Source organism: Sedimentibacter sp. (assembly GCF_038562225.1).
GTDB lineage: Bacteria > Bacillota > Clostridia > Tissierellales > Sedimentibacteraceae > Sedimentibacter.
On record NZ_JBCFAS010000002.1, the window covers coordinates 168677 to 193599 of the forward strand.

The 24923-nt window shown below is 43.0% G+C and carries 20 protein-coding genes; 1 reads left to right on the plus strand and 19 read right to left on the minus strand.

Annotation, left to right across the window (positions count from 1 at the left end):
* Window positions 1–20: 20 nt before the first annotated feature.
* The 18 genes from AAGU76_RS07420 to AAGU76_RS07505 form a co-directional block, all read right to left on the minus strand.
* Window positions 21–728 carry a dihydrolipoamide acetyltransferase family protein gene (locus tag AAGU76_RS07420; RefSeq protein WP_342484839.1) on the minus strand — a complete coding sequence of 236 codons (708 nt, stop codon included), beginning with the start codon at window positions 726–728 and terminating at the stop codon, window positions 21–23.
* Window positions 729–783: 55 nt separating this feature from the next.
* Window positions 784–1764, minus strand: coding sequence for an alpha-ketoacid dehydrogenase subunit beta (locus tag AAGU76_RS07425; RefSeq protein WP_342484840.1), 981 nt, complete (start codon window positions 1762–1764; stop codon window positions 784–786).
* Window positions 1764–2744, minus strand: a complete 981-nt coding sequence (locus AAGU76_RS07430; RefSeq protein WP_342484841.1) for a thiamine pyrophosphate-dependent dehydrogenase E1 component subunit alpha — start codon at window positions 2742–2744, stop codon at window positions 1764–1766. Before AAGU76_RS07430 ends, AAGU76_RS07425 begins: the two co-directional genes overlap by 1 nt.
* Before the next feature lie 34 nt (window positions 2745–2778).
* Complete coding sequence (locus AAGU76_RS07435) at window positions 2779–3822, minus strand: NAD(+)/NADH kinase (RefSeq protein WP_342484842.1); 1044 nt, start codon at window positions 3820–3822, stop codon at window positions 2779–2781.
* Between the two features lie 14 nt (window positions 3823–3836).
* Window positions 3837–4100, minus strand: a complete 264-nt coding sequence (locus AAGU76_RS07440) for a biotin/lipoyl-containing protein (RefSeq protein ID WP_342484843.1) — start codon at window positions 4098–4100, stop codon at window positions 3837–3839.
* Between the two features lie 114 nt (window positions 4101–4214).
* Window positions 4215–4532, minus strand: coding sequence for a CC/Se motif family (seleno)protein (locus AAGU76_RS07445; protein ID WP_342484844.1), 318 nt, complete (start codon window positions 4530–4532; stop codon window positions 4215–4217).
* Window positions 4533–4678: 146 nt separating this feature from the next.
* Window positions 4679–5938: a M20 family metallopeptidase gene (locus AAGU76_RS07450; protein ID WP_342484845.1), complete on the minus strand. Its 1260-nt coding sequence runs from the start codon at window positions 5936–5938 to the stop codon at window positions 4679–4681.
* A gap of 19 nt (window positions 5939–5957) precedes the next feature.
* On the minus strand, window positions 5958–6926 hold the full coding sequence (locus AAGU76_RS07455) for an oligopeptide/dipeptide ABC transporter ATP-binding protein (RefSeq protein ID WP_342484846.1): 969 nt from the start codon (window positions 6924–6926) through the stop codon (window positions 5958–5960).
* Window positions 6919–7932, minus strand: a complete 1014-nt coding sequence (locus AAGU76_RS07460) for an ABC transporter ATP-binding protein (RefSeq protein WP_342484847.1) — start codon at window positions 7930–7932, stop codon at window positions 6919–6921. Before AAGU76_RS07460 ends, AAGU76_RS07455 begins: the two co-directional genes overlap by 8 nt.
* A 2-nt stretch (window positions 7933–7934) precedes the next feature.
* Window positions 7935–9122 carry a M20 family metallopeptidase gene (locus AAGU76_RS07465; protein ID WP_342484848.1) on the minus strand — a complete coding sequence of 396 codons (1188 nt, stop codon included), beginning with the start codon at window positions 9120–9122 and terminating at the stop codon, window positions 7935–7937.
* A gap of 9 nt (window positions 9123–9131) precedes the next feature.
* Window positions 9132–9986, minus strand: a complete 855-nt coding sequence (locus tag AAGU76_RS07470) for an ABC transporter permease (protein ID WP_342485701.1) — start codon at window positions 9984–9986, stop codon at window positions 9132–9134.
* Between the two features lie 35 nt (window positions 9987–10021).
* On the minus strand, window positions 10022–10984 hold the full coding sequence (locus AAGU76_RS07475) for an ABC transporter permease (RefSeq protein WP_342484849.1): 963 nt from the start codon (window positions 10982–10984) through the stop codon (window positions 10022–10024).
* Between the two features lie 81 nt (window positions 10985–11065).
* Entirely contained in the window at window positions 11066–12706 is a 1641-nt protein-coding gene (locus AAGU76_RS07480) for an ABC transporter substrate-binding protein (protein ID WP_342484850.1), read from the minus strand.
* A 60-nt stretch (window positions 12707–12766) separates the two neighbouring features.
* Window positions 12767–13699 (minus strand): DUF1177 domain-containing protein, encoded by a 933-nt coding sequence (locus tag AAGU76_RS07485; RefSeq protein ID WP_342484851.1) that lies wholly within the window; start codon window positions 13697–13699, stop codon window positions 12767–12769.
* 172 nt (window positions 13700–13871) lie between these two features.
* Window positions 13872–15518: a PucR family transcriptional regulator ligand-binding domain-containing protein gene (locus tag AAGU76_RS07490; protein ID WP_342484852.1), complete on the minus strand. Its 1647-nt coding sequence runs from the start codon at window positions 15516–15518 to the stop codon at window positions 13872–13874.
* A gap of 86 nt (window positions 15519–15604) precedes the next feature.
* Complete coding sequence (locus tag AAGU76_RS07495) at window positions 15605–17002, minus strand: MATE family efflux transporter (RefSeq protein WP_342484853.1); 1398 nt, start codon at window positions 17000–17002, stop codon at window positions 15605–15607.
* A 396-nt stretch (window positions 17003–17398) separates the two neighbouring features.
* Entirely contained in the window at window positions 17399–19951 is a 2553-nt protein-coding gene (gene mprF / locus AAGU76_RS07500; RefSeq protein WP_342484854.1) for a bifunctional lysylphosphatidylglycerol flippase/synthetase MprF, read from the minus strand.
* Window positions 19952–20181: 230 nt separating this feature from the next.
* Window positions 20182–22107 carry a flavocytochrome c gene (locus AAGU76_RS07505; protein ID WP_342484855.1) on the minus strand — a complete coding sequence of 642 codons (1926 nt, stop codon included), beginning with the start codon at window positions 22105–22107 and terminating at the stop codon, window positions 20182–20184.
* A gap of 524 nt (window positions 22108–22631) precedes the next feature.
* On the opposite strand from AAGU76_RS07505, the gene AAGU76_RS07510 reads away from it, so the two are divergent.
* Window positions 22632–23699 (plus strand): hypothetical protein, encoded by a 1068-nt coding sequence (locus AAGU76_RS07510; protein ID WP_342484856.1) that lies wholly within the window; start codon window positions 22632–22634, stop codon window positions 23697–23699.
* 56 nt (window positions 23700–23755) lie between these two features.
* On the opposite strand, the gene mnmH is transcribed toward AAGU76_RS07510, so the two are convergent.
* Window positions 23756–24805: a tRNA 2-selenouridine(34) synthase MnmH gene (gene mnmH / locus AAGU76_RS07515; protein WP_342484857.1), complete on the minus strand. Its 1050-nt coding sequence runs from the start codon at window positions 24803–24805 to the stop codon at window positions 23756–23758.
* Window positions 24806–24923: the final 118 nt, after the last annotated feature.

The window sequence follows — 24923 nt, forward strand, 5'->3', positions numbered from 1 at the left end:
CTTCCTCCTGTTTAATTAATTTATACCCACAACTGTTCCGGTTTTTCCAGTATATCACAAACAGTATTCAAATACAATGCTGCAGGATATCCGTCTATTATTCTGTGATCGACCGTCAAGCTCAAAAACATTCTCTGCCTTTCCACTATTTCTCCTTCTATTCTTTCAAGCCTTGGTACAATAGTGCCTGCTGCAAGAATAGCAACCTGCGGTGAGTTTATGATTGGTGTTGCCGTTTCAACCTTCACCATTCCAACATTGGTAATTGTAAATGTACCGCCTGTTATGTCATCGGCAGTTAAGCCTCCTGTCCGTGCCTTATCTGCTGCTAGCTTTGTCTTAATGCTTATTTCATGCAGTGACAACTTATCAGCATTTCTTATTACAGGTGTTATCAGTCCATTTGGAAGAGCTACTGCCATGCTTATGTTAATGTCCTCGTATGTTTTGATTATATTATCCTGAAATGTGGAATTCAAATCCGGATGCTCCCTTAATGCCAATGCTGCAGCTTTTATAACCATATCGTTTATAGAAGGCATATCAATCCCCTTGTTGTTATACTCTTCTTTCCTTGCTTTTCTGATATCTATAAGCTCCGTAACGTCTGCAGTCCTTGTTTGAGTTATTGCAGCACTTTCTCTTGAACTGTATGCCATGTTTTCAGCAATCGTCTTACGCATTCCCTTAATCTTTTTTTCTTTGAACTTCATGTTCTGCTCTGTCATTAATGACCTCCTGATTAAATATCTTAAAGGCTCTCCGAAAGAGAGCCTTATATAGTTATTTCAAAACGCTTTTTATACCTTCAATAATATCTTCTTCACTTACAAGCCACTGTTTTTCCAGGACAGGAGAAAACGGAATAGGTCTGTTCGGACCGCAAACACGCACCGGAGCTGCCTTTAATTCCTTCAAGGCAAGTTCGGCAATCTGAAGCCCAATCTCTGTCAAGGCATTTCCAAATTCGGGTGCCTCATTTACAAGAACAACACGACCTGTCTTTTTGACTGAATCAATTATTGTTTTTGTATCAAGCGGCTTTAAGCTTCGTGGATCTACGACTTCCACGCTTATACCTTCCTTCGCAAGTTTATCGGCAGCAGCCAGAGACTTATGAACCATAACCTGAGTGGCAATAACAGTGACATCTGTACCTTCCCTTTTAACATCAGCTGATGCTAAAGGTATTACATAATCTTCATCTGGTACTTCTCCCTTAATGCCGTAAAGCAGTTTGTGTTCGAAAAATGCAACAGGATCTTTTCCCCTTATGGCATACTTCAGCATTCCTTTATAATCAGCAGGCGTGCTTGGGATTGCTATCTTAATACCGGGAATATTCATCAGCAATGCTTCTATGCATTGGGAGTGTTGGGCTGCTGCAGTTACTCCTGCTCCGTTGGGCAGCCTGACAACAACGCAGCACTCTTTGCCTTCAGGCTGCATTCCGCCCATGTATCTGGATTTTGATATCTGGTTCAGAAAATAATCCATTGCTACTCCGGTAAAGTCAGCAAACATTAGCTCAGGAACCATCTTCATGCCCATGTATGCAGCACCTGCCGATAACCCCATGATACCTGCTTCAGAAATGGGAGTGTCGATTACGTTGTCGGGGAACTTATCATATAATCCGGCTGTTACGCCAAAACATCCACCAAATTTGCCCACATCCTCACCCAGAACAAACACCTCATTGTTTAACGAAATTTCTTCTGCCAATGCTTCATTTATAGCTTGAGCCACAGTAATTTTTCTCATTATTTATCACTCCCTTCGTAAAAATAAAATACATCCTCATATCCTTCCGGCCCTTCAGGGAATGGGCTTTCTTCAGCAAATTTCTGAGCCGCATCAATAACTGCAAGCTGTTCCGCCTGTATTTCCTTCATCTGCTCTTCATTTATTACCTCACGTTCAAGAAGCACTTTTTCGAGATTAAGAATAGGATCCTTTTTCATCCACATTTCCAGTTCTTCCTTTGTTCTGTACGGTGTTGGGTCACCTTCAAAATGACCGCGATGACGGTATGTTTTAAATTCCACAACCGAAGGTCCTCCTCCTTCTCTTGCGCGTTTAAAGGCTTCACCTGTTGCCTCGATTACTGCAAGCACATCATTGCCGTCAGCAGTAAGTCCCGGCATACCATAGCTTGCAGCTCTTGCCGACAAGTCTGCAATTACCGATGAATCCTTGCTGGACATTGAAATGCCATAGCCGTTGTCAATAATTATGAACACCACAGGAAGATTCATAACACTTGCCAGATTCATACCCTCATGAACATCTCCCCTGTTTGATGCTCCATCGCCGAAAACCGTAACTGCTATGTTGCCGTCATTCCTAACCTTATGAGCAAATCCATAACCATTAATTATTGTCTGTGCGGGTCCGAGTATGCCGTTGCATCCAAGAGCACCGTTTTTAGGGCTGCAAGCGTGCATGGATCCACCCTTTCCCTTGTTAGAGCCTGTTACCCTTCCATAAAGTTCAGCCATAAGCTCATTTGGAGTTATACCAAGCCCCAGCAGAAGACCGTGTTCTCTATGGCTTGTGCCTACGCTGTCTCCCGCTTTAATATTGTAATGTGTTCCTACCATAAATGCCTCCTGCCCTATTCCAAGATGTATAAAACCAGGCAGAACCCCTTTAGCAAATAAATCCGAAGCCCGTTGCTCAAACAATCGAATCAACCACATTTCGCCATACAACTTAATTAAATCCTCATTTGATACTTTCATCTTGTTCCTCCCTTATATTAATTTAATTAAAACACTAATTTTCAGAATAAAAGCTATAGCAAGATGACTTTGCCAATCCATGTCCACCTTTTTCAATGAAGAAACCTCCTTCAGAAGCAGCTTTCAAACTTTTGTGAATATCTATCACATTTGGTCCTTCATAAGACAATTCGATTTCTACGGTATCATTCTTGTTAAATGGAACTTCACGCTCTCCATCCAATGCTACCATTCCTTCCATGGCTTTGACCTTTATCCTTTCACCCAAGACTATTTTCTTAAACTGTTTGAACCTGATTTTTTTCATAACACCCGGCGCCATGGGCACCCATGTTTCAAGTTCTCCGTCTTGTCCCATTTCAAGATACAGCCCTATTGATTCGCTTTCCTCTACCGGATAAACACTTCCGGCTATTGCGGACATACCCAGGCAGTCTGGCTTAGCAACAGTAACAATCAATTCGCTTAAAGATTCCGGATCATACAATGCCCTTGCCCCCACAAACATATCATCAGTTATTGCCGCATCAATAAGTGCTATGTCTGTAAGCTCACCGTTTTTATAAATGTTTAGCTTTTTACGCTTGGTTATCTTAAGAAACTTTTTCATTTCATCCCGTTCGGCAATAACAGCAGCCATTCCTGCCATTGTACCCTCCAGCATCAGAGGGAATACATTATTTGTGCCTGTTGATACAGGAATCAGCGGTACATCTTTGCATGCCTTGGCAACCGCCCTGTTTGTTCCGTCACCACCAAGCGTTATAATGCATGAGGCACCCATATCACTCAGCATGGCAGCGGCTTGAGTTGAATCATTCTGATCATTGCCGAACTTTATCCCTATTTCCTTAATATCAAAATCTATTTTCATGCCGCGCTTGATGTTGTATGATGCCTTATGTGAGATATGAAATGCATCAGGCATCATGTAAACATCTTTTAATCCTGCTGTATATATGACTGCCAAAATACGCTGAACAATATTGACCTTTTCCATATTATCAAACACTGTGGCCTGGGCGACTAAACGCCTTATATCTTTACCTGATGACGGATTTGCAATAATACCAATCATTAAATCACCCTATCCTAAAGATATTTTGAAATATCATCACTTTCTTCACCTATAAGCGCCAACAGTGTTCCTATAGGAACTTCATCTCCTTCATCCGTAAATATTTTCAATACTGTACCATCAATTTTTGTTTCGATTTTATTAGTAATCTTCTGGCTTTCGATTTCGCACAGCTCCTGACCGGCTGCAACCTTGTCCCCCTCCTTTACATACCATTCAGATAAATTGATATCTCCATCCATCATTCCTAATTTAGGCATCGTAATTTCATGTATCATCTTTAATCCTCCTTCAGAGTATATGCTAAAGTATATTCCTGATTTATAATGTTTATGTCCACATTTTATAAGGTTAATAAAAAACCACCCCTTATATCGGGATGGCTGAAATTTCTAAGTATTCTTTTCTCCTCCGCTGCAGATGCACACCGTATCCGGGTCGAACACGTACACTTCCTTCATCAGCATGAACTGCCTGAGGCTTATGTTCATCTTTGGTTTGGAGTATTTTATTTTCTTGTTTATGTATACGGTGACACCGTCTATTTCCACAAGGCTGAATTCGTCTGTTTTCTTTGGCTTTCCCAGTCTCACTGCCGGCAGGTACGGTCCCGCACAGCAAAACTTTCTCATGGGAAGATTGAGTGTAATGTTTTTTTCACTTTTATCCATCAGGTAAGTTTTAAGTTTATCTGTTACTGTTATCTCCATAGCGGCCTCCTATTAATTTGAACCATTATTAATGGGTTCAGCTGGTATCTTTGTACATTAAATATATAATGACAAACAAATTTAATCAACAAAAAAGTCTGCCTAAAATGAAAGACTGTTTCATTCTGGCAGACCTGATTGATTTATTATTGGACACCCAGCAAATCGCAAAGTGTCAAAAGGTATATTTTGCTTGCGTTAAGCACATCTTCTATATCCACGGTTTCATTGTATGAATGGATGCCCTCTGTGTTGGAAGGACCGTACTGTATGGTTGGAATGCCATGTATTCTGTAAAAGGCAGCATCGCTTGATGCCCACTGGTATGCAGGAAGAACCTTGATTCCCCACAAATCCTCCGCATGCTTTTTAACAGTCCGAACAATTGATGAGTCCATGGGAGTGCTGTTTCCGAATTTCTTCCACTCAACTTCATACTCAACTCCGCTGACGCCGCTGTCCTTTATCATTCCCTTTATTTCTCTTTCAACCTCTGCAACGTCAACACCGATGGGAAGCCTGATGTCCACGCGGGCTTCGCAGTAGTCAGGAACCATGTTCAGCTTGTTGCCTCCGCTTATTATACCCACATTGGCAGTAACGCGGTCTATGACATTTTCTATTCCCGGAACATCCAGTTTGTTTTTTGCAATAAACTTTGAATTCTCAAGAGCTTCAAGCTGGCTGTCGTCATATTTTCCCTTGACCGTGTGAAGCCTTCCAATTCCTTCTAATACCTTTGAAAGCTTCAGTATGGCATTGTCGCCCTTGTAATTGCCCAGGCTTCCGTGGGCAGGAGTTCCGTAGGACTTGATTATGAGTTCGTTTGAACCCTTTTGTCCTATTTCAATGGTTGAATTGGATGTAGGTTCCGCTACAAGGCATGCATGGGCATTGTCAGCGTATCCCTGCTCGCACAGCCACTTTGTTCCGTATGCGCCGCCTGTTTCCTCGTCAGACACAATGTGAAGCCTTATGTTTCCTTTAAGATCTGCCCCTGTTTCCTTTAAAAGCTTCATTGCAAACAGTGTACATGCCACTCCGGCTTTCATATCGGATGTTCCTCTCCCAAGAATCTGCGTTTCAGTTATTTCTCCTCCGAAGGGATCGAATTTCCACTTGGATATGTCTCCTGCCGGCACCACATCCACATGGCCGTTTATTATCATGCTGAACCCTTCATCTGAACCCATCTGGGCCAGCACACAGGGATAAGTTTCATCGGCGGCAATCTCCTTGTTTTCGATTCCCGCTTCATTTAAATAGTTTTTTACAAAATCTATTACTTCACGCTGACTTCCGTTTGGGTTTTCGCTGTTTATCCTGATAAGCTGCGAAGTCAGGTTTATAAGTTCTTGCTCTTTCTCAGCTGCCAGGTTAAGCAGCTCCTGTTTTGAAATGCTCATTTGCTCTCTCCTATCTTTTTTAATACAGGAAACAGGCTGTCTTATGTCCGCTGCTTATTTCCTTAAGCTCAGGCACTTCGTTCCTGCATCTTTCCATAACATATGGACAACGGGAAGCCAGGGAACATCCCTTCTGCTCTCCTATGGGACTTGGGATTTCTCCGCTAAGTTCAATTTGTTTTTTCTTTTCAAAAGGACTGTCCGGCGGAATGGCTGAAAGCAAAGCCTGAGTATAGGGATGCTTCGGATTTTCATAAATTTCTTCTGCCTTGCACAGCTCAACTATTTTTCCAAGGTACATGATTGCCACTCTGTCGCTCACGTGCTTTATTACGCTTAAATCATGGGATATGAATATTAACGTCAGGTTGTGCTTTTTCTGAAGATCGCTTAGAAGATTCAGCACCTGCGCCTGCACGGAAACATCCAATGCCGAAACAGGTTCGTCGCACACGATTATCTGGGGATCCAGAGCCAGCGCCCTCGCTATGTTTATACGCTGCCTCTGGCCCCCTGAAAATTCATGGGGGTAGCGGTATATGTGCTGCGAATCCAGCCCGACTTCCTGCATGAGAGAGGAAACCCTGTTCATTCTTTCCTTGCCACTTGAAATATTGTGAATATTCATGGGCTCCAATATGGTGTTCCCTGCAGACTTTCTCGGATCAAGGGATGAATAGGGGTCCTGAAATATTATCTGGATTTCTTTTCTTAGTTTCTTCAGCTCTTTACCTTTTTTATCCGTGATGTTTTCGCCCTTGTAGATGATTTCTCCGGATGAGGCGCTGTGAAGGTTCACGATGCATTTCCCAAATGTTGACTTGCCGCAGCCCGACTCTCCTATGACGCCCAGGGTTTCACCCTCATAAATGTCAATGCTCACTTCACTGAGGGCATGAAGTGTTTTTGGCTCTTCAAACATCCTGCTGCCCCTCAGCTTGAAATTCTTGCTGAGTTTTTTGATTTGGAGTATGGCCTTATCACTCATTGATTTCCACCTGCCCTTTTTCCAGCTTTTCTGCTGCTGTCTGTCTGTGGCACGCCACAAAATGCCCCCTTTTTACCTCTGTAAGCTCCGGTGCTTTTTCTGTGCATACGGGTTTTACGTATGGACATCTGTTGTAAAAATTACAGCAGTTACCTGTCAGCCTTAAATCCGGAGGCGTTCCGGGTATGGTTACAAGCTTTGTCTTTGCCGTATCCGTCAGCTTCGGCATGGAATCCAGAAGCCCCCATGTGTACGGATGAAGAGGTTCCGAATACAAGTCTGCTGTAGTAGCATACTCCACAGTTTTTCCTGCATACATCACCATTACCGTGTCGCACATCTCCCACACTACTCCGAGGTTGTGAGTTATCAGCAAAATTGCAGTGTCATTTTCTTTCTGCATGTTTTTCAAAAGCTTCAGGACCTGTGCCTGGACTGTAACATCGAGAGCCGTGGTCGGTTCATCTGCAATAACAAGCTTTGGCTGTTTGCATATGGCCATTGCAATAATTACTCTCTGGCACATTCCTCCTGAAAGTTCATACGGATATGACTGCATGCGGCTTTCAGGATTAGGTATGCCCACTTTTCTAAGAGCTTCAACTGCTATAGCTCTTGCCTCCTGCTTTGAAACCTTCTGGTGAGCGCAGATTTTCTCAATCATCTGATCACCGATTTTAAACACCGGGTCCAGCGCTGACATTGGATCCTGAAATATTACGGCAACATCTTTTCCCCTGAATTCAAGGAGTTCCTTTTTGCTTAAGGACAGCACGTCCCTGTCGTCAAATATTATTTCGCCGTCTTGAATTTTTCCGGTATTTCTGGGGAGAAGCCTTATGATGGATGAAGCCGTCATGCTCTTTCCGGAACCTGATTCGCCTACAATGCCCAGCGTTTTTCCTTTTTCCAGATTGAAGCTGACTCCGTCAACAGCCTTGGCAACCCCGCTGGCCAGGAATAAATACGTCTTTAAATCCTTTACCTGTAAAACTGTTTCGTTCATATCTACTCCTCCCACTGGTATTTTTTCTTCATTTCATTGAATGATTTTATAATTTCTTCGTAAAGTTCTTTGTCGGTCAATATATCGACAGCCGTCATGGCCATTGCCTTTGCACCGACCTCGATTGCCCTGTGACCGTCCGGTCCTCCCACGGCCTTCTCAAATTCAGCTGTGTGTCCCCTGACATAAGGCACTACCTTCACATATGACTGAAGGGCAGGTATCTTATGGGTAACATTGCCTACATCAGTGCATCCTATGCCCAGTTCCCTTCTTCTTGGCATCACTTCTTCACCCAGAGCCCTGAAGTTATCAGCAAGTGCATCTTCAATGGCCGGATTATTTCTTATGTCTTCATATGAGTGTCCGTCCAGCTTGTATTCAAATCTGGTCCGGGTTATTGCTGCAATATTTTCACAAATATGGATGAGCCTGTGAAGAAGTTCAAATTTGTGTTTCATGCTGAAGGAACGCACAGTGAACTTCGCCTGGCAGTGTTCGGGAATCATTACCGGATCATCGCCGCCCTTTGTGATTATGCCCAGGATCTTTCCTTTATCGGCAATTTCCAGCCTCAGGGAATTAATTGTGTTAAAAAGCTCCAGCACCGGAGCAAGAGCACTTATTCCTTCCTCGGGCCAGGTTGCTGCGTGAGATTTTTTTCCGTAAAAATCAACAAGTATATCTGTTTTTGAATATGATATGTCATTTACGACAGTTTCATTTGCCGAATGAATTATCATGGCAGCGTCAAGGCCGTCAAATGCTCTGTTGTTCAGCATAATGACCTTGCCTCCTCCGCCTTCTTCTGCGGGAGTGCCGAACACAGTCACGGTTCCTCCAATTTCATCGATTACGCTTTTTATCGCTTCACCTGCTCCCACCGCCATGGCGGCCATAAGGTTGTGTCCGCAGGAATGTCCCATGCCTGGAACCGCGTCATATTCTCCGAATATGCCTATGTGAGGGCCGTCCTTTGCACTTTTATAGGTTCCCTTGCAGGCTGTTTCAAGGCCAGCCAGTCCCACAGTAACATGGAAGCCGTATTGTTCAAGAAGCTTTGAAAATGCTTCGCAGGCCTTGTGTTCTTCAAAATTGTATTCAGGATTGCTCCAAATCTTATCCGAAAGGGAAACAAGGTCCGGCATAATCATGTCCACTCTTTCCTGTACTGCTTTTTTGTAATCCATAATCATCACCTACTTTTTCATCTTGGGATCCAGCACGTCTCTTATTCCGTCTCCGAAAAGATTGAATCCCAAAACTGTAATAAGAATGAAGAATCCGGAAATCATGGCTATGTGAGGAGCCGTGGAAAGATAGTCCTTTCCTCCTCTCAGTATGTTTCCCCAGGATGCGGTTGGAGGAGAGATACCAAGTCCCAGAAAGCTCAATGTCGCTTCTGATATAATTGAACCTGCGATATTCAGGGTCGCCTGAACAATAATGGGAGAAAGGGAGTTAGGGAAAATGTGTCCTAACAAAAGCCTTGTATGAGATGCTCCAATAACCCTTACCGCATTGCAGTATTCCTCGTTCTTCACTACAAGAACCTGTCCCCTCACTATGCGGGCGAACCGCGGAACATTGGATATGCCTATGGCAAGTATCACGTTGAAAACTCCGGACCCCAGAATTGTCATCAATAGAATTGATAAAAGGACGAATGGAAATGCCATCATGCCGTCCATTACACGCATGATCACGGAGTCAACAATGCCTCCCATATAGCCTGAAACCAATCCCAGCAGCAATCCTATTACGCCTCCAACAACAGTCGCCCCTGCGGCTACCAGTATGGAAATTCGGGAGCCGTAGACAATTCTGCTGAAAAGATCTCTTCCGAACTCATCGGTTCCGAATATATGCCCTTCTCCTCCGGGTTTCATGAAGGCATTGCCCAGATCCAGGGCATTGGGATCATAGGGAGCCAAAAATTTCGCAAATATAACCATAAGCACCATGGCACAGATTATAACCAACCCGATTATGGCAGTCTTGTTTCTTTTGAGTTTGTTCCAGGCGTTGTTTGCTCTGCGCTCTTTTTTTATCATTTCTGCCTGTGCGCTGCTACCAAGTGTATCGTTCACTATGCTCCCCCCTTTGCACTGTCATATGTCACCTTGGGATTTATAAACATGTAAGCCACGTCAACCAATAAATTTATAAACACAAATGCCGATGCAGTAAGCAGCACAGCTCCCTGTATCAACACGTAATCCCTGTTTTCGATGGCTCCCACAATAAGCGTCCCCATTCCCGGCCATGAGAAAATTGTTTCTGTCAATATGGCTCCCGTAAAGGATGTGGCAAGCTGCAATCCCAGCACGGTAACTATTGGCGGAAGTGCATTTTTAAGAGCATGCTTGCAAATGATGACTGTTTCCTTAAGCCCTCCTGCCCTCAGGGATTTAATGTACTCGGCATTGATCACCTCCAGCATGCTGGAACGTGTAATCCTTGCGAATGTGGCAGTTGGAATTGTCGCAAGACACGCCACAGGAAGCACCATGTGGGACACCACATCCCAAAGTCCCTTTTCCATGGAACCCATTCCCAGGGATGGCAGCCATCCCAAATTGACGCTGAACACAAGAACCAGCATCAGTCCCAGCCAGAATATAGGCATAGACACACCTATCAATGCCAGAATCATAGAAATATAATCAAACAGAGTGTACTGTTTTACAGCAGATAATATACCGATGGGTATTCCGATTAGAATTGCCAATACTATGCTTGAAAGAGAAATTACCAGTGTATTCGGTATTCTATCCGATATGAGCCTTGCAACAGGCTGATTGTATGAATATGAAGTTCCAAAATCACCTTTGAGCAGATCACCCAAATAATTGAAATATTGCTTCCAAATGCTTTCATTTAAACCTAACTCTTCGCTGAGCTTTTCAATTTCCTCAGCAGAAGCCTGAGGACCAAGTATAGTTGCAGCGGGATTTCCCGGTATCATCCTCGTTATGATAAATGTAATAGTCACGACAACAAGCAATGTAGGTATTATCTGAAACAACCTTTTTAAAAATGTCTTTAACATTTACATCACCTCTTTTACTTAATTATACCTTAAGAGGGGGTATAGCCCCCTCTTATTGTAATTATTGAAACTTATCTTTATTTATTTCTGTACTTTCCAAACATTTACTTCCTCATTTACGAGGAATATGCTTCCGTCAGCTCTCTGAATCAAGCCTTGAACTTCCGGAGCGACACCCCATGTTACATTTTCATTTGAATAGAATATACCAGGGCGGTCTTCAACTATGAGCTTAAGAGCCTGTTTGTAATATTCTGCTCTTTCTGCCTGGTCAGTTACCAGCAAGGCCTTATCAAGAAGCTTATCAACCTCTGCATTGCTGTATCCCTGGCCGTTGCCCAATGAACCGATTGCGCTTGATGCAAAAATCTTGTTCAGGAAGAAATACGGATCCGGATACCATGTCCATGACATTGCGAAAATCTCTGCATTTCCTTTGGAAGCTATTTCGCTGAATGTTCCCCACTCTGAAGTCTGAATATCAAGATCCACATTCAAATTCATTTTCAGATACTGCTGAAGAATTGTAGCCATCTTCACACGCGCAGGAGTGTTAGATATATAAACGGTTGTTTTAAATCCGTCAGGATATCCTGCTTCAGCAAGCAGAGCTTTTGCAGCTGCTGGGTCATAAGCAGGCACTGAGCTTTCCAGTGAAGCATCATATCCCCATGATCCTGGAGGGAGAGGAAGAGAAGCCGGCTGGGCTTCACCGTATTGATATATACCTTTAACCAATTCCTTGGTGTCAACAGCTTTAATCAATGCTTCCCTAACTCTTATATCGGCAGTGGGTCCCTTAACCTGGTTGAAGTAGATGTATGCCACGTGAAGGCCCGGAGTTTCCAACAATTTAATGTTTGCATCTTCTCTTATGAGCTTAACTGATTCTCCGCTGAGTCCTGAGGAAAAATCAATTTCGCCTGTTCTTAAGGCATTTGCATTCTGATTTATATCTGTGATTACCTTGAAAGTAACCCCGTCAAGGTGAGGTTTCTGAGCCCAGTACTTTTCGTTTTTCACAAGCACTGCTTCTTCATCGTACTTGAACTCTTTAAGCATGAACGGACCTGAACCTACCAGGTGGTTGCCGAAATCATCGCCCCATCCTTCAACCTCTTCCTTCGGAACTATTACGTTTCCTGAGTTTGTAAGGGCTGTCAGAAACGCTGCATTGGGTTCAGGAAGATGAACGATTATTTCAAAGTCATTTACAACTTCCACGTTTTCAATCATGTCAAGCCTTTTCATTGCTGACAGTTCATGAGAACGCTCCAGTGAGTATTTAACGTCTTCAGCCTTAAGCTGTCTTCCGTCCTGATACTTGCCAGGCTGGAAATAAACATCGTCTCTCAGTTGGAAAGTATATGCTTTGCCGTCTTCACTTACTGTCCATGACTTTGCAATGTTAGGTGCAATTTCACTTAAATCCATCTTGTATGTCACCAATGTATCAGCAACCTGTTGAATTATCTGAGATTCATAGGTGCCTGTATACTTTACCGGATCAAGGTTCTTTGGTGATGATGTCAGAGCTATTGTAAGTACTCCTCCATCCTGAGGTTCGCTGGGAACCACAAGTTCATTCTTTGCTGTTTCAGCCGGTTTTTCCTGAGGTTTTTCAGTGCTGGCCGGCGTTTCCGTTTTTGTGCTGCTGCAGCCTGTCAGCGCAGTTGCAGCCATTATGCCTGCCAGCATTAAAGACAATAATCTTTTCTTCATTTCTTTACCTTCCTTCTTTGAATTTTGATTTTTATTTTATTTGGTATAAACTTTAATGGCTTAGTTTCCTAAAGTCTGCAGATGGCTCAAACTTCCATACAGCTTTTTCAATCTCGCGAATTCTTCTTTGTTGTAGAAGCTGCAGTTGCCTTTTCCAAACTGCTTGGCAACTTCAACCGCAAATCTTCCTGCCTGTTCCATATCGTTGGGATTGCTGGCGCCTGTGGCGCATCCGGGTACAGCTGTTTCAGTTGTTATGGCAACTCCCACTACCGGTGCATCAGTTGCAGTGGATGGCTGGAGTATGCTGTTCAGGTGGTACACATCATTTCCGTAAGGTGTAATGTCCTGAGTGGTGATAGGGAAAACAACTGGAAGTCTTCCGGTTGTCATTTCCATTATGTCCAGCAGGTCATCGCTTACCTTTAAGATGTATCCTTCCTTAACAGTTGCAGATATGGCGAAACCCCTGTGATTTATAACCCTGTTTCCTTTTGTGGTATCCACGGACAATATGGCATCCAGTTCTCCGTCTACTTCTTCCTTGTTTACGGTAGCCATGTCAACGGGCGAACCCATGAAGGCAACCGGTTTGTGTGGCTGTGTGGGAGCATCGGGACATATGTGAGTTGATACTACCACGTCGCAGTCCAAAAAATCGCCCTTGTTCTGCATATCCAGAAGTTTTGCTGCCACAGCCAGTGCAACCACAGCGCCGTCAGCATCGGACACCATTCCGATCATTTCAGGTCTGGCACCTATTCCGCCGAGCCTTCCCAATATACCCAGGGTAGGGGTATCCATGCCTTTTGACTTTCCCTTCAATCCGGGAATTCTTACTCTTACAAAATCCGTTTTTCCTTTATCTCCGGAAAAAGTTTTTACTTCAACATCTTTAGCACCGTAGGACTGTAGATATTCCTTTACCTTCTGTCCGTCTACGAAAGACGAGTCAATTTGCTCATACACTTCCAATATTTGTTTTAATAACATATTAACCCCCTGACATTGCGTCAAAATCTTTGTTGCAAGCATTTGTGAATACTTATTAGTAAAGAATTATAACAACTTGTCAGTTAAATACAATCATATATAAACATAAAAATAAAGCCTTCTGTTTTATGACTTCTCATAAAACGCAAAGACTTTACCGAATAATTGTATTTTATTTTAATCTGATCAGCTTCATGAGTTTAAGCCCCATTTGCAGTGCAAATATGCCTTCTGTCTCATTAGGCGAAAACCCTGTTATTTCCTGAATCCTGTTTAGTCTGTACCTTAAGGTTTCTATGTGTATGAACAGCTTTGAAGCTGTCAGCTTGTTGTTCAGATTGTATCTGAAATATGCTTCAAGCGTATCCACAAGGTTTGTTTCGTGCTTGATGTCATAAAGCTCCAGCTTTTTTATGGTTTTGTTGAAGTATTTCACTATTTCGTCGTCATTCTTCAAGGGATACAAAAGCCGTATGGTGTCCAGTGAACTGTAGTGAACAACATCAAAGCTGCTGAATAAAACTGCCAGGTAAGATTCATTGTACAGATTTTCTATGTCATGCAAACTTTCATAGGGCTTGGAAACGCCTACTGAAACCATAAACTTGGTTTTATAAGCCATCAGTCTGTCATAGATGCCGGCAATTACATCCTGGATGAAATCCCCCGGTTCCATCTTCATGAATACAAAAATATCATTTGCTTTTTCAGTTGAAAGGTAATTCTCATGACCGATGGATTCCATAAGAACCTTATGGACAGTGCTGCTAAAATCGTCCTGGCTTTTTTCGCTAACAGCTTCCGTTTTGACGCACAGTCCCACAACTTCCCCATCCTTGTCCCATCCGATATCTCTTTCAAAATTCAGATAAAAGTCAAGAGGCAGATCCTTGTTGTTGAGCATGATGTCAACCATTGTGGTCTTATATTTCGGCTGATTAAACTTTTCCAGCTTATCTTTTTCAATTTTGGAAGAAATTATAGAAACACCGTAATCTATGGCACTCTGAATCAATGCGTCTATCTTGTTTTCATTCACCACATATATGAATGCTGTCTTGTTGTTCCTCTTGATGATCGGATATATGCTGATGTAAGAATCCTTGAATTTCTTGTTCACGCAGAAAGTTTCAAACTCTGCAGAAGCAGAACCGCCAGATTTGTTAAACGGATACTGTTCGGCAACCTTATTGTACCATTCAATATTGATGATGCTCCGGCTGATGAGTTCCAGCCTGTTATCGAACAAAAACACATTTGAATTGGTCAGATTGGAAAGAGAATGAATTATTTCATCTATTTCCTTGTCTTCAAATGACAATTTCAGCAGACTTTTATAAATGTTGTTGAGATTCAGGATATGTTCATTCCTGCGGTAGAACAAAATATAATAAAAGTTGGAAATCATCTCCGAATACGTCACATTGTACGGTATCCTGATAATGGGTATCTTGTACTTGTTTGAATCCGATATGAGCTTATCGCTGATATCACCGAAGTACCTCATATCCTTTATGGCTATGGCAGAAACTCCCTTGTTGTAGGCATCTGCGATCATGTTCTGTTTGAGGTCCTCTTTGCCGTAAAGGGCATAACCTGCCGTCACCAGAAATTCTCCGCCCTTCAGCCAGCTAATCCCTTCCGGTGTTTCAAGAATAGTCATGTGTTTGCATTTGTTGGTGAGGCCGTTTTTCCCGCCTAAGATCTCATAGCCTCCGAACATGGGCAGCCTCAGCGCTTCTTCAACGGTTACGAAGCATTCCTGCTCATTGACAGAGCTGCCTGATTTTATTTCATTTATGATTTTATTTATGTTCAATGCATACCTCTTAGTACAGACATATAGTTATTTTTTAATTACTATATTACTTTTACAAAATAAAATCAATAAAAATGTATCAAGTTTTATGCTCCCTCACAGGCCGCCTCTGTTGTTTCCCGGCTTTGACTGTTGTGCTCCTTCTTCATTTCCCACTTATCTCCCATGTAGCGTGACACAAAGAAAATGCTTCTTATTACCCAGTCAATGATCATGGCAACCCACACTCCGAACATTCCCATGTTCATGTATCTTGACAGGAAGATGCCGAAACCTATTCTGAATATCCACATGGAGCCAACACCTATGACCATGGTGTACCTCACATCGTTTGAAGCTCTGAGGGTGTTTGGAAGCGTGAAGGACAAGGGCCAGGTGAGGCACGCGTTTATGCTGTGAAACAATATGACCTGCTGAGCCATGGCAGCCGTCTGGGAAGACAAATTGTACACCTTCAGAATTGATGGAGTGGCAAGGGCTATGGCCGCATTAAGTACTATTAGCGACACATACGCATATTTGAGTAGCTTCTTGGTGTAGTATCTCACCTGCTCGTAATCTCCTGCTCCTACGCACTGACTTACAACAGTTATGAGTCCCAGTCCTATGGCAGCTCCGGGCAGAATTTCAAAAGATGAAACCGTGTTTCCAACGGCATTGGCTGTTATGGATGCAGTGCCGAATCCCGCCACAACGCTTAACAGAAGTATCTTACCCAATTGGAACATGCTGTTTTCAACTCCGTTTGGAATTCCTATGCGCAGAATGTTTCCCACCATTTTCTTGTTGTACCTGTATTTGAACGGGCTGCTGATATGAATGATGAGATCCTGGTTTCTTAACAGGGCTATTATTATCACCGCTGCCACACCTCTGGATATAAGCGTTGGAATCGCCACACCTTCCACACCGTAACGGAACCCGTAAATTAGAATGGCATTTCCCGCTACGTTAATGGCATTCATTATTATTGATGTGACCATTGTGACCTTGGAGTTTCCCATGGCCCTGAACAGCGCAGCTCCGCTGTTGTACAAAGCTATAAAAGGAATGCTGGAGAACACAATCATCATGTACCTGTCGGCATAGGCTGCCACATCCGGCTCGATGGTTCCGAACACCACGTTTAAAATGAAGCCTTTCCCGGCATACATCAAAGCCATTATGGCCAGTGAAACCAATGTGACAAATATGAGAAGCTGCTCGCCTGCTTCACAGGATTTGTCTGTCCTGCTTCGCCCGATGTACTGGCCCGCCACAACTGCTCCTCCTGTGGCCAGTGCAGCAAATATGTTTATGAGAAGTATGTTTACGGAGTCAACCAGAGAAACTGCAGACACAGCGCTTTCTCCCACGCTGGCCACCATTATGGAGTCAGCCAGTCCCACTGCCACTGCCAGAAACTGCTCAATTATAAGCGGAAACAAAAGCTCCAATAAATTTCTGTTGGTAAAAATGTAATCTTTCTTTTCTAAATCCTTCATATATTTATTCCTTTCAATGTTGAGATGCCTGCAGTGCACCTGATAAGTACGTCGGTAAGTTCCTGAATGTATGCAGCGAAATAAAAAAAATCCACCAAACCTTAGGTTTAGAACGGATTACGGCTAACGGCACTGCAGATTACGCTGAATCCTGGGGATACCCCTCTCATACGCTTCATTATATTAAACGCGGTTAAATAAGTCAATCGGGTGGCAATGTTTTCTCGCAATTAAAATTAATAAATAAGAAAAAATTAATAATTGGGCGGGGGAAAAAGAGCATAACAATGGGACAGAATGCCTTCACATTGTACAGTACGGAAGCAACTCTGTCCCTGATATTGCTGGGAGTGGCAGCCGCAACCTTGCCATTTTATTAAGCGATGCCTTTAGTCGCTAGTGAATGAGCAGTGTCGCTTCTATCAATGATGATGGAAGCCATATTATGTTTTCATAAGCAAGATACCTGGGTTCCCATGAGGGAGAAAACTTTGCCTTATAGCTGCGAAGCCCTGCAAAGCTGTAAATATGGTTGCCGTACAGCGTGATGAGGTGTGCCAGCTTTTCAGGCAGGTGAGCTCTTTGCCTGTTGCCGACATTTGTAAGCGGAACCATTCCCAGATTGAATATTTCATATCCCATGTCTTTGTAGTTTGTCAGCAGATTGAGTATGAGAAAAGTCATGGTGTTCTTTGGGGCATCCTTTTTAAAACGCATCAAATCCAGCGACACCGACCTGTTTCCGTCGTAGGACGGCATAACAGTAGCAAATGCCACAATCTCGTCTGTGCTGCAGCTTCTTACCACTGCAACCGGTGAATGTTTCAGGTAATTTCTATCGAAACTTCCAAGCGAAAATCCCATCTCTTTTCGCTTGCCAAGCCACTGGTCCGAAACGTCCTTAAGCTCCTGGTAAAGTTCATCGGGCAGGTTTTCAAAAAGCTGAAATTCCATTCCATCCTTGCAAAAACGGCTCAATACATTCCTGAAGCTTCGGCTTTCAGGCCCCTGCAGGTCAAATTCAATAAGGTTTACAAGGGCCGTCTCCCCCAGCTTGAAGAAGACATAACCCAGGTCGTGGTATATGGGCAGATAATTGTCGCTTACCTGATAAAATGCAGCCTTGTAGCCGTACTCGTCTATGAAACTTAAAAATTCCGATATGGCTTCGCCAAACAGCTTGTCGTCTCCGGTGGGATCTCCAAGGACTACTACAATGTTATGGCTTTTTTCATACACAATTGCAACATTTCCGCCCTGGGCCCAATATATGTGCTTATCCTTCAAAAATATCAGATGTGTCAGATAGTTTCCCTTGTTGTTTTCCAGGAATCTCTTTAGTTTTTCATCATCCACACTTTCATATCGCTCATCATTTACTATCCTTGGCTTTGTCAGCTGCCAACCTATTATAAAGATAATGAGTGATAAATACGAAACCATTCCTGTAAATACGGAGTTGAACCTCAGCATTCCCGGAACCCTTGTTGTCTTGTAGGCGGAAAGAAAGTCAACAAGTATCATGTGTCTCAGCTTCACATAAGTCAGTATGCCAACAAATGCAAGAATAACAGTAAATATGGTCTTGAGCCAGTTAAAAGGCAGGCTTTTTCTGTAAAAACTTTCTTTTGAAAAAAACAGCAAGATGAACACAAATGTCAGGATGACTGCCTCTTCTATGTCAAAGCCCTTCAAAAATGTGGAGACCGCACCGACGAACAGAAGGAAGAGGGTTGCATAATACGAGCGTTTGACTTTCATTCCTATTTCCCTGGACATGAAAAGGAGCAATATTCCGATGCATATGGATATCTGGTTTGACCATTGCATTATGGGCAGCGACAAAATTCTGTAGGCTATCTTTAGTCTTTCTACCAGTCCCGGAACCAGTGCTGAAGCCAGCAAAACCAGTCCGCTAATTAAAACCAGAAGCCTCAGGAACATGTTTGTAATATTGGATGTCCTGCACATGAACGTTTTGAGCTGCTGGTTCTGAACCACTGCCTTTCTGCCGCTAATAAGCTGTTTAGAGAATGTGATTATTATTCCTATAAGAAGCGGCATGAAGTAGTAAAACATCCTGTACATGACCAGGGCAGCCAGTGCAGACTCCACATTCATCCCATAGTGCTTGAATCCAAGCAGCAAAATGAAGTCAAAGGAACCCGCCCCTCCCGGCAGCATGCTGGCCACACCAGCAATGGACGCCAGCGTGAATGAAACAAGAACCGGAGTGAAGGAAACGCTCCTGTCATACTGAAGAACGATAAAGTATAACAGCAGGCTTGCGCTGACCCATTCAAGCAGTGAAACAAGCAAAAGCTTCAGTTTAATTTTTGTGTTATCCTTATTTAATCCTTCATAGGGCTGTTTTTTATACCAGAAAAATATGCTGTCAATAAAAAAATATATGAAAAAATAAGCTATAAATCCCAGGAGCACAGCCATAAGCCACTTGTTTTCAAGTATTATGGGCTCTATGTACCTGTATCTTAAAAGGACCGCAGCAGCCATAACCGAAAGTCCCACACCGGTGGCAGGAACCAGAAACAATTCATACCTGATGATATCATCCGCTGAACCAGCATCTTTCTTGAAAAAAACGGCTCTTATGGATGCACCGGTCAGGCCCCCGAGCCCTGAGACGTTGTTTATGCTGTTGGCAACAAACGAAACATTGAAAATCTTCATCCTTTCAATATCCAGCTTCAAATGTCTGACAATAATGAAGTCATACAATGTCATCAGTGCGTTGGCAAGCAAGCCGAACACAGTAAAAATAAGTATAGTGGATGCTGAAAAGCTTCTAAGCATGTGAACGGTCTTGGAAAAATCGATGGCTCTAAGTTCCTTCTGTCCCTCATACACGATATAGACAGCTATCAACACCAAAAATAAGGTCTTGGCAAAATCAAGCAGATTTTTTCTGCTGATGTTTCTCAGTCTCATTATTCAATCTCCCTTCATCCTCTCCTGCTGGCAGGAAGGACATGTACCATTATTCAGTATCTCTCTCATTGTTTAATTTAACCTTAAAACCGAAGCAATAACATTACATTATCTCACAGTTTCTCAAATACCGCAATCAGAAAAGCAAGAAATCTTGTCAAAATAAGAAACCCCGAAAGCAGCGCATAAGCTCCGCAATCGGGGGTATCAACAATTGTTTTATTTCTTAATTATTTTGCCAAAGCTGCGCTTTCGCCTGCTATTCTACCGAATACTGCGATATCAGCCAGAGCGTTTCCGCCAAGTCTGTTAGTTCCGTGAATTCCTCCGGTAACTTCTCCAGCAGCGTAAAGTCCTTTTATAACGTTGCCGTTAACATCCAATACCTGTGCTGTAGTGTTGATCTGAACACCACCCATTGTGTGGTGAACTGTCGGTACACGAGCACCTGCATAGTAAGGAGCTGTATCAATTTTGTCTGCAAACAGTGTTCTTCCGAATGGATCAGCAGTACCGTCAACTGACTGGTTGAATGTATCAACAGCAGCTACCAGGTTTGCTGGGTCAACACCGATTTGTTTTGCAAGATCTTCAAGAGTATCAGCCTTGAATGCTCTTCCTGCAGCAACAAGATCATCTATTGTTTCGTTGAAGTTGTTCTTTGTGTCTCCAGTCGGATATGAATGCTGGTCAACTATAACCCACATGTAAGCATCAGTCTGATCCATAAGAGCCTGAGTCATAACGTCTCTTCTTGCTCCTTCGTCAACAAATCTGTTTCCTTCTTTGTTAACGAATATACGGTTCTGAACGCCCTGCTCGATGTTTCCGCTAAGGCTTCCTGTTACAGGGTCTCCCATTGGAAGAAGCTGGATGTATTCCATTCCTACCAGGTTAGCTTTGATTTCCTGAGCCATTACGAGACCGTCTCCGGTAGCTCCTGACTGGTTAGTAGTCTTAACGTCCTTCAATGAAGGCCATACTGTGTTGTACTGTTCACGCATTTCAACGTTAGCTCCGAAACCGCCGGCTGCAAGAATAACACCCTTGTTAGCCTTCAATGTTACCTTTGCTCCGCCGTTTTCAGCGTTAACTCCAACAACTGCTCCGTTTTCAACTATGAAGTTCTTAGCTGTTGTATCCAGCATTATTTCGATATCAGCCTTGTTCTTTTCAATATAGCTCATATATGTTTCAATATATCCTGTTCCCAGCGGTTTTACAGGTTTGTGTGATCTGTTCCAAAGTGCTCCAAGAACTGTAAATACTGAATCCTTGAATTCCATTCCCATGCTTTCAAGCCACTGAATAGCCGGAAGTGTACCTTCTGTGAATGTGCTAATAAGCTCTGGATTACCCTTCTTGTCTCCGCCGTTGTAAGTCTGAAGTTTGTGAAGTGTTGGTGAGTCAAACAATGTTGTTTTTCCTGAAGCAACATGAGCTTCCCATTCTGTCTTCAGTGTTGCCTGCCACTCTTTAACTATTGGATCAGTCTGTTCTGCAGCTATGATTCCTTCAACAGTCTTCTTTTCAAGTTCAGTCATTTCCAAAGTTGCTTGTCTGTCAGGGTCAGCTGAGTTGAGTGCTGAACCGGAGATCATTGTGTTACCGCCAACCTGCGGCATCTTTTCAATAACTATTACAGATGCTCCGTTTTCATGAGCTGTTACCGCTGCAGCAAGACCTGCTCCACCTGCACCTACTATGATAACGTCAGCTGTTTTTTCAACATCTTCTGCCTTAGCAGCGCCTGCAACCTCTTTAGTTTTAAGAGCTTCAATGTCAGCGCCTGCTTTTTCAAGAGCAGCGGTTATAGCAGCCAGGATACCCTTGCTTGAATAAGTAGCTCCGGATACCATTGGAACGTTAAGAGAATCAGTTTCGTTAACTCCCAGTACAATTTTTTCAACTGCCTTGTCACCGAGACCGGGAGTCTCAGACTGTTCAACAGTGATATCAGTTATTTCTGTTTCAGTAACTGTAACTTTTGCAATTATTTTTCCATGGAACCCTTCAGCTTCGCCTTCATAAGTTCCTGGTGTAAAGATAGCTTCAACCTTTGGTTGTTCTGCAGGTTGTTCAGTCTTTGCACACGCAACCATGCTGAATATCATGGCAATGATCAAGATGATACTTAATACTTTTTTACCTTTCATATTTCTCCTCCAAGTTTTGATGAACGTGTTCTATGAACGTATTCATTATAAAATATTGTTTGATATTTATCAAGCATTTTTTTGTGGAAATATATGTATATTTGCCGAAAATGACTTATAGTAAGTTAATGCATTCAAATGAATACCGCCATAGAACTTTGCACCGGTTGTTTTTGAAAACAAAAAAGACATCTGATTGTCCATTCTCAAATGTCATTGGCCTTATTGTAATGTCTATAAATTTGTGGCAGCTGCCGTCATCCATGGAAAACTTACTTTCTAAAAGTTTGAATTTTTTTACACTGTTCTTTTTTATTATACTACAGTACAACCATATTTACAACCAAATAATTCTTAAAATTTTGCAAGTGAATTATGCGACGATTCATTTAATTTGATGCTAATAAAACCGGATTGATGAATGGCAAGCGGACCACAAGGGAACGGAACTGAACATGTTAATTTTGAGGTAATAAAACTTCTTATTTCAGATACAATATAACTATAGTTTGAAAGGAAGTGAAATGGTGAGTAAAAATGACGTTACAACGCTGAAAGTGGCGGCTACATACATAGGAACCATAGTTGGCGCAGGCTTTGCAACCGGCCAGGAGGTGCTGCAGTTCTTCACCAGATTCGGGGCAATGGGAATAGCAGGGCTTATTGCAACAACAATAATGTTCATCGTATTCGGCTACATAATAATGGATTTGGGGAAAAGCCTGAACGCCCGTTCTCATCTGGAAATCATAAGATACTCAGGCGGCAGTATACTTGGGTCTGCAATAGATGCCATCATAACATTTTTCCTTTTCGGAGCATTTACAGCGATGATTGCCGGAACAGGAGCATTGTTTGTCCAGCAGTTCAACCTGCCAGGAATGCTTGGTAGCATCCTGATGGCTGTCATAACTGCTCTTACTGTGCTGACCGGGATAAATGGCGTCATAAATTCCATCAGCTTTGTAGTGCCATTTTTGCTGGCGGCAGTTATCGGAACAAGTGTATTTTCCATATTAAGTTCGCCTCCCGACATCACAGCAACCGTATCAGGCATGGGCGAAAGCGGCCTCATAACAAACTGGTTCATGGCAGCAGTGCTGTACGTGTCCTACAACACAATTGTTTCTGTGGCAGTTCTCGGTCCCCTGGGTGCCGAAGCCAGGGACAGAAAATCTGTCAGAAACGGGGCAATCCTGGGCGGATTGGGACTGGGCCTTGGCTCAGTCATGATTTACCTTGCCCTGTCAGGAAACATTGCAGAGGTCTCAAGGTATGAAGTTCCAATGATACACGTTGCCGGCAGAATTTCATACACCGTCCAGATATTTTATGCAGTAGTGCTGACGGCGGAGGTTTATACCACATCTGTGGGCGCCATGTACGGATTTGTTTCAAGGATCACGGACATGAAAAAACACCCTGCAAGAAGCAGGATGATTGTTGCAGTTTCAACTGTAGCAGGTCTGGCCGCCAGCAGTTTCGGGTTCTCCAACCTGGTTAAGTATCTGTACCCGGTGGTTGGCTACGGAGGAATCATACTTTTGATAAGCCTCATCTACGTAAAAATTATCAACAAAAAGACAGCCTGATGAAAAGAGGACGGTGTGAGATTATTAACCAGTCTCACACCATCCTCTTGTAACGGTCATATGAAGTCAGAACATCTTCCCCATACGCGGTCATTATACCATTTGAATATTTCACCGGCTGCTTCCCGGCTGTCTGTTTTTGCCTTGAATCTGGCTGCGTAATTCAGCTTGTCAGACTTGAAGTTGTACATAGGGTCATAATATTTTTCCATGAGTTCCCTTGCCACCAGATCAAAGTTGCCCTGCATTATTTCATGCTTCAGTTCCTCAAGTTTATCCCTTGAAATATACTTGTTCAGTCTGTCCATTGCCTTTGCTGATTCAGCTTTCCAGTCAGCGTTTAGTATATAGTCCTTTTTCAGGCTCTGAACCCTGTAGTCGATATCTGCTTCAACGAAAATCTGTATGCCCTGTTTCATCCTGTCAGAGATATACTTCGGTATGGTGACGCTTCCGATCTTCTGGCTTTCGGCCTCCACGAAGACGTAGCTGTCCCTTGTATTCATGAGCTGGTCATAAATGTTGGTCTCAAACTTCTTCTGTGAGTTGCAATCCCCTATGCCTATGCTCCCCAGCAAAGACCCCCTGTGGTTGGCTGCTCCTTCAAGGTCCAGCACCGAGCATCCGAGACTGCGAAGGCAGTGCAGTATATCAGTCTTTCCCACTCCGGTATTTCCACTGAGCACAATGTAAGTGACCCTGTCATTCAATTTCGGAAGTGATTCCATAACTTCCTTGCGGTAGCTTTTGTATCCGCCTTCCAGCTGAAAGACCGGTATGCCTATGGAGCTGAACACGGAAGCAAAATAAGTGCTTCTGTACCCGCCCCTTGCACAAAACGCTGCCAGCTGCCCGTGCTTGTATTTAAGATCCACAACCTGTTCGAACATGTCAGGCATCTTTGGAGAAATGAGCTTGACCCCGAGCCTCTTGGCCTCAGTCTTGCCCACCTGCACATATGTTGTGCCCACCTGTTTTCTTTCATCGTCATTTAATAGTGGAATGTTCACGGCACCGGGAATAGTGTCATCCTCATATTCCGAAGGGCTTCTTACGTCTATGAAAAAAAATTTATCTTTTGCTTCGCAGTATTTCAATGTATTCAAGTATTTATTCCTTCCATTTCTACTTTCGAAAAAGAAATTCTCGTACAGTTTGATTTGCGTTTTTTATTATAACATAATTTTATTTATTATCAACCATCAAAAAAAAGAAATGGGGATA

Bases quoted from the DNA above. Each gene is read 5' to 3' on its own strand.
- AAGU76_RS07420 (WP_342484839.1), bottom strand. From the start codon at position 728: ATGACAGAGCAGAACATGAAGTTCAAAGAAAAAAAGATTAAGGGAATG.
- AAGU76_RS07425 (WP_342484840.1), bottom strand. From the start codon at position 1,764: ATGAGAAAAATTACTGTGGCTCAAGCTATAAATGAAGCATTGGCAGAA.
- AAGU76_RS07430 (WP_342484841.1), bottom strand. From the start codon at position 2,744: ATGAAAGTATCAAATGAGGATTTAATTAAGTTGTATGGCGAAATGTGG.
- AAGU76_RS07435 (WP_342484842.1), bottom strand. From the start codon at position 3,822: ATGATTGGTATTATTGCAAATCCGTCATCAGGTAAAGATATAAGGCGT.
- AAGU76_RS07440 (WP_342484843.1), bottom strand. From the start codon at position 4,100: ATGATACATGAAATTACGATGCCTAAATTAGGAATGATGGATGGAGAT.
- AAGU76_RS07445 (WP_342484844.1), bottom strand. From the start codon at position 4,532: ATGGAGATAACAGTAACAGATAAACTTAAAACTTACCTGATGGATAAA.
- AAGU76_RS07450 (WP_342484845.1), bottom strand. From the start codon at position 5,938: ATGAGCATTTCAAAACAGGAGCTGCTTAACCTGGCAGCTGAGAAAGAG.
- AAGU76_RS07455 (WP_342484846.1), bottom strand. From the start codon at position 6,926: ATGAGTGATAAGGCCATACTCCAAATCAAAAAACTCAGCAAGAATTTC.
- AAGU76_RS07460 (WP_342484847.1), bottom strand. From the start codon at position 7,932: ATGAACGAAACAGTTTTACAGGTAAAGGATTTAAAGACGTATTTATTC.
- AAGU76_RS07465 (WP_342484848.1), bottom strand. From the start codon at position 9,122: ATGGATTACAAAAAAGCAGTACAGGAAAGAGTGGACATGATTATGCCG.
- AAGU76_RS07470 (WP_342485701.1), bottom strand. From the start codon at position 9,986: ATGATAAAAAAAGAGCGCAGAGCAAACAACGCCTGGAACAAACTCAAA.
- AAGU76_RS07475 (WP_342484849.1), bottom strand. From the start codon at position 10,984: ATGTTAAAGACATTTTTAAAAAGGTTGTTTCAGATAATACCTACATTG.
- AAGU76_RS07480 (WP_342484850.1), bottom strand. From the start codon at position 12,706: ATGAAGAAAAGATTATTGTCTTTAATGCTGGCAGGCATAATGGCTGCA.
- AAGU76_RS07485 (WP_342484851.1), bottom strand. From the start codon at position 13,699: ATGTTATTAAAACAAATATTGGAAGTGTATGAGCAAATTGACTCGTCT.
- AAGU76_RS07495 (WP_342484853.1), bottom strand. From the start codon at position 17,002: ATGAAGGATTTAGAAAAGAAAGATTACATTTTTACCAACAGAAATTTA.
- mprF (WP_342484854.1), bottom strand. From the start codon at position 19,951: ATGAGACTGAGAAACATCAGCAGAAAAAATCTGCTTGATTTTGCCAAG.
- AAGU76_RS07505 (WP_342484855.1), bottom strand. From the start codon at position 22,107: ATGAAAGGTAAAAAAGTATTAAGTATCATCTTGATCATTGCCATGATA.
- AAGU76_RS07510 (WP_342484856.1), top strand. From the start codon at position 22,632: ATGGTGAGTAAAAATGACGTTACAACGCTGAAAGTGGCGGCTACATAC.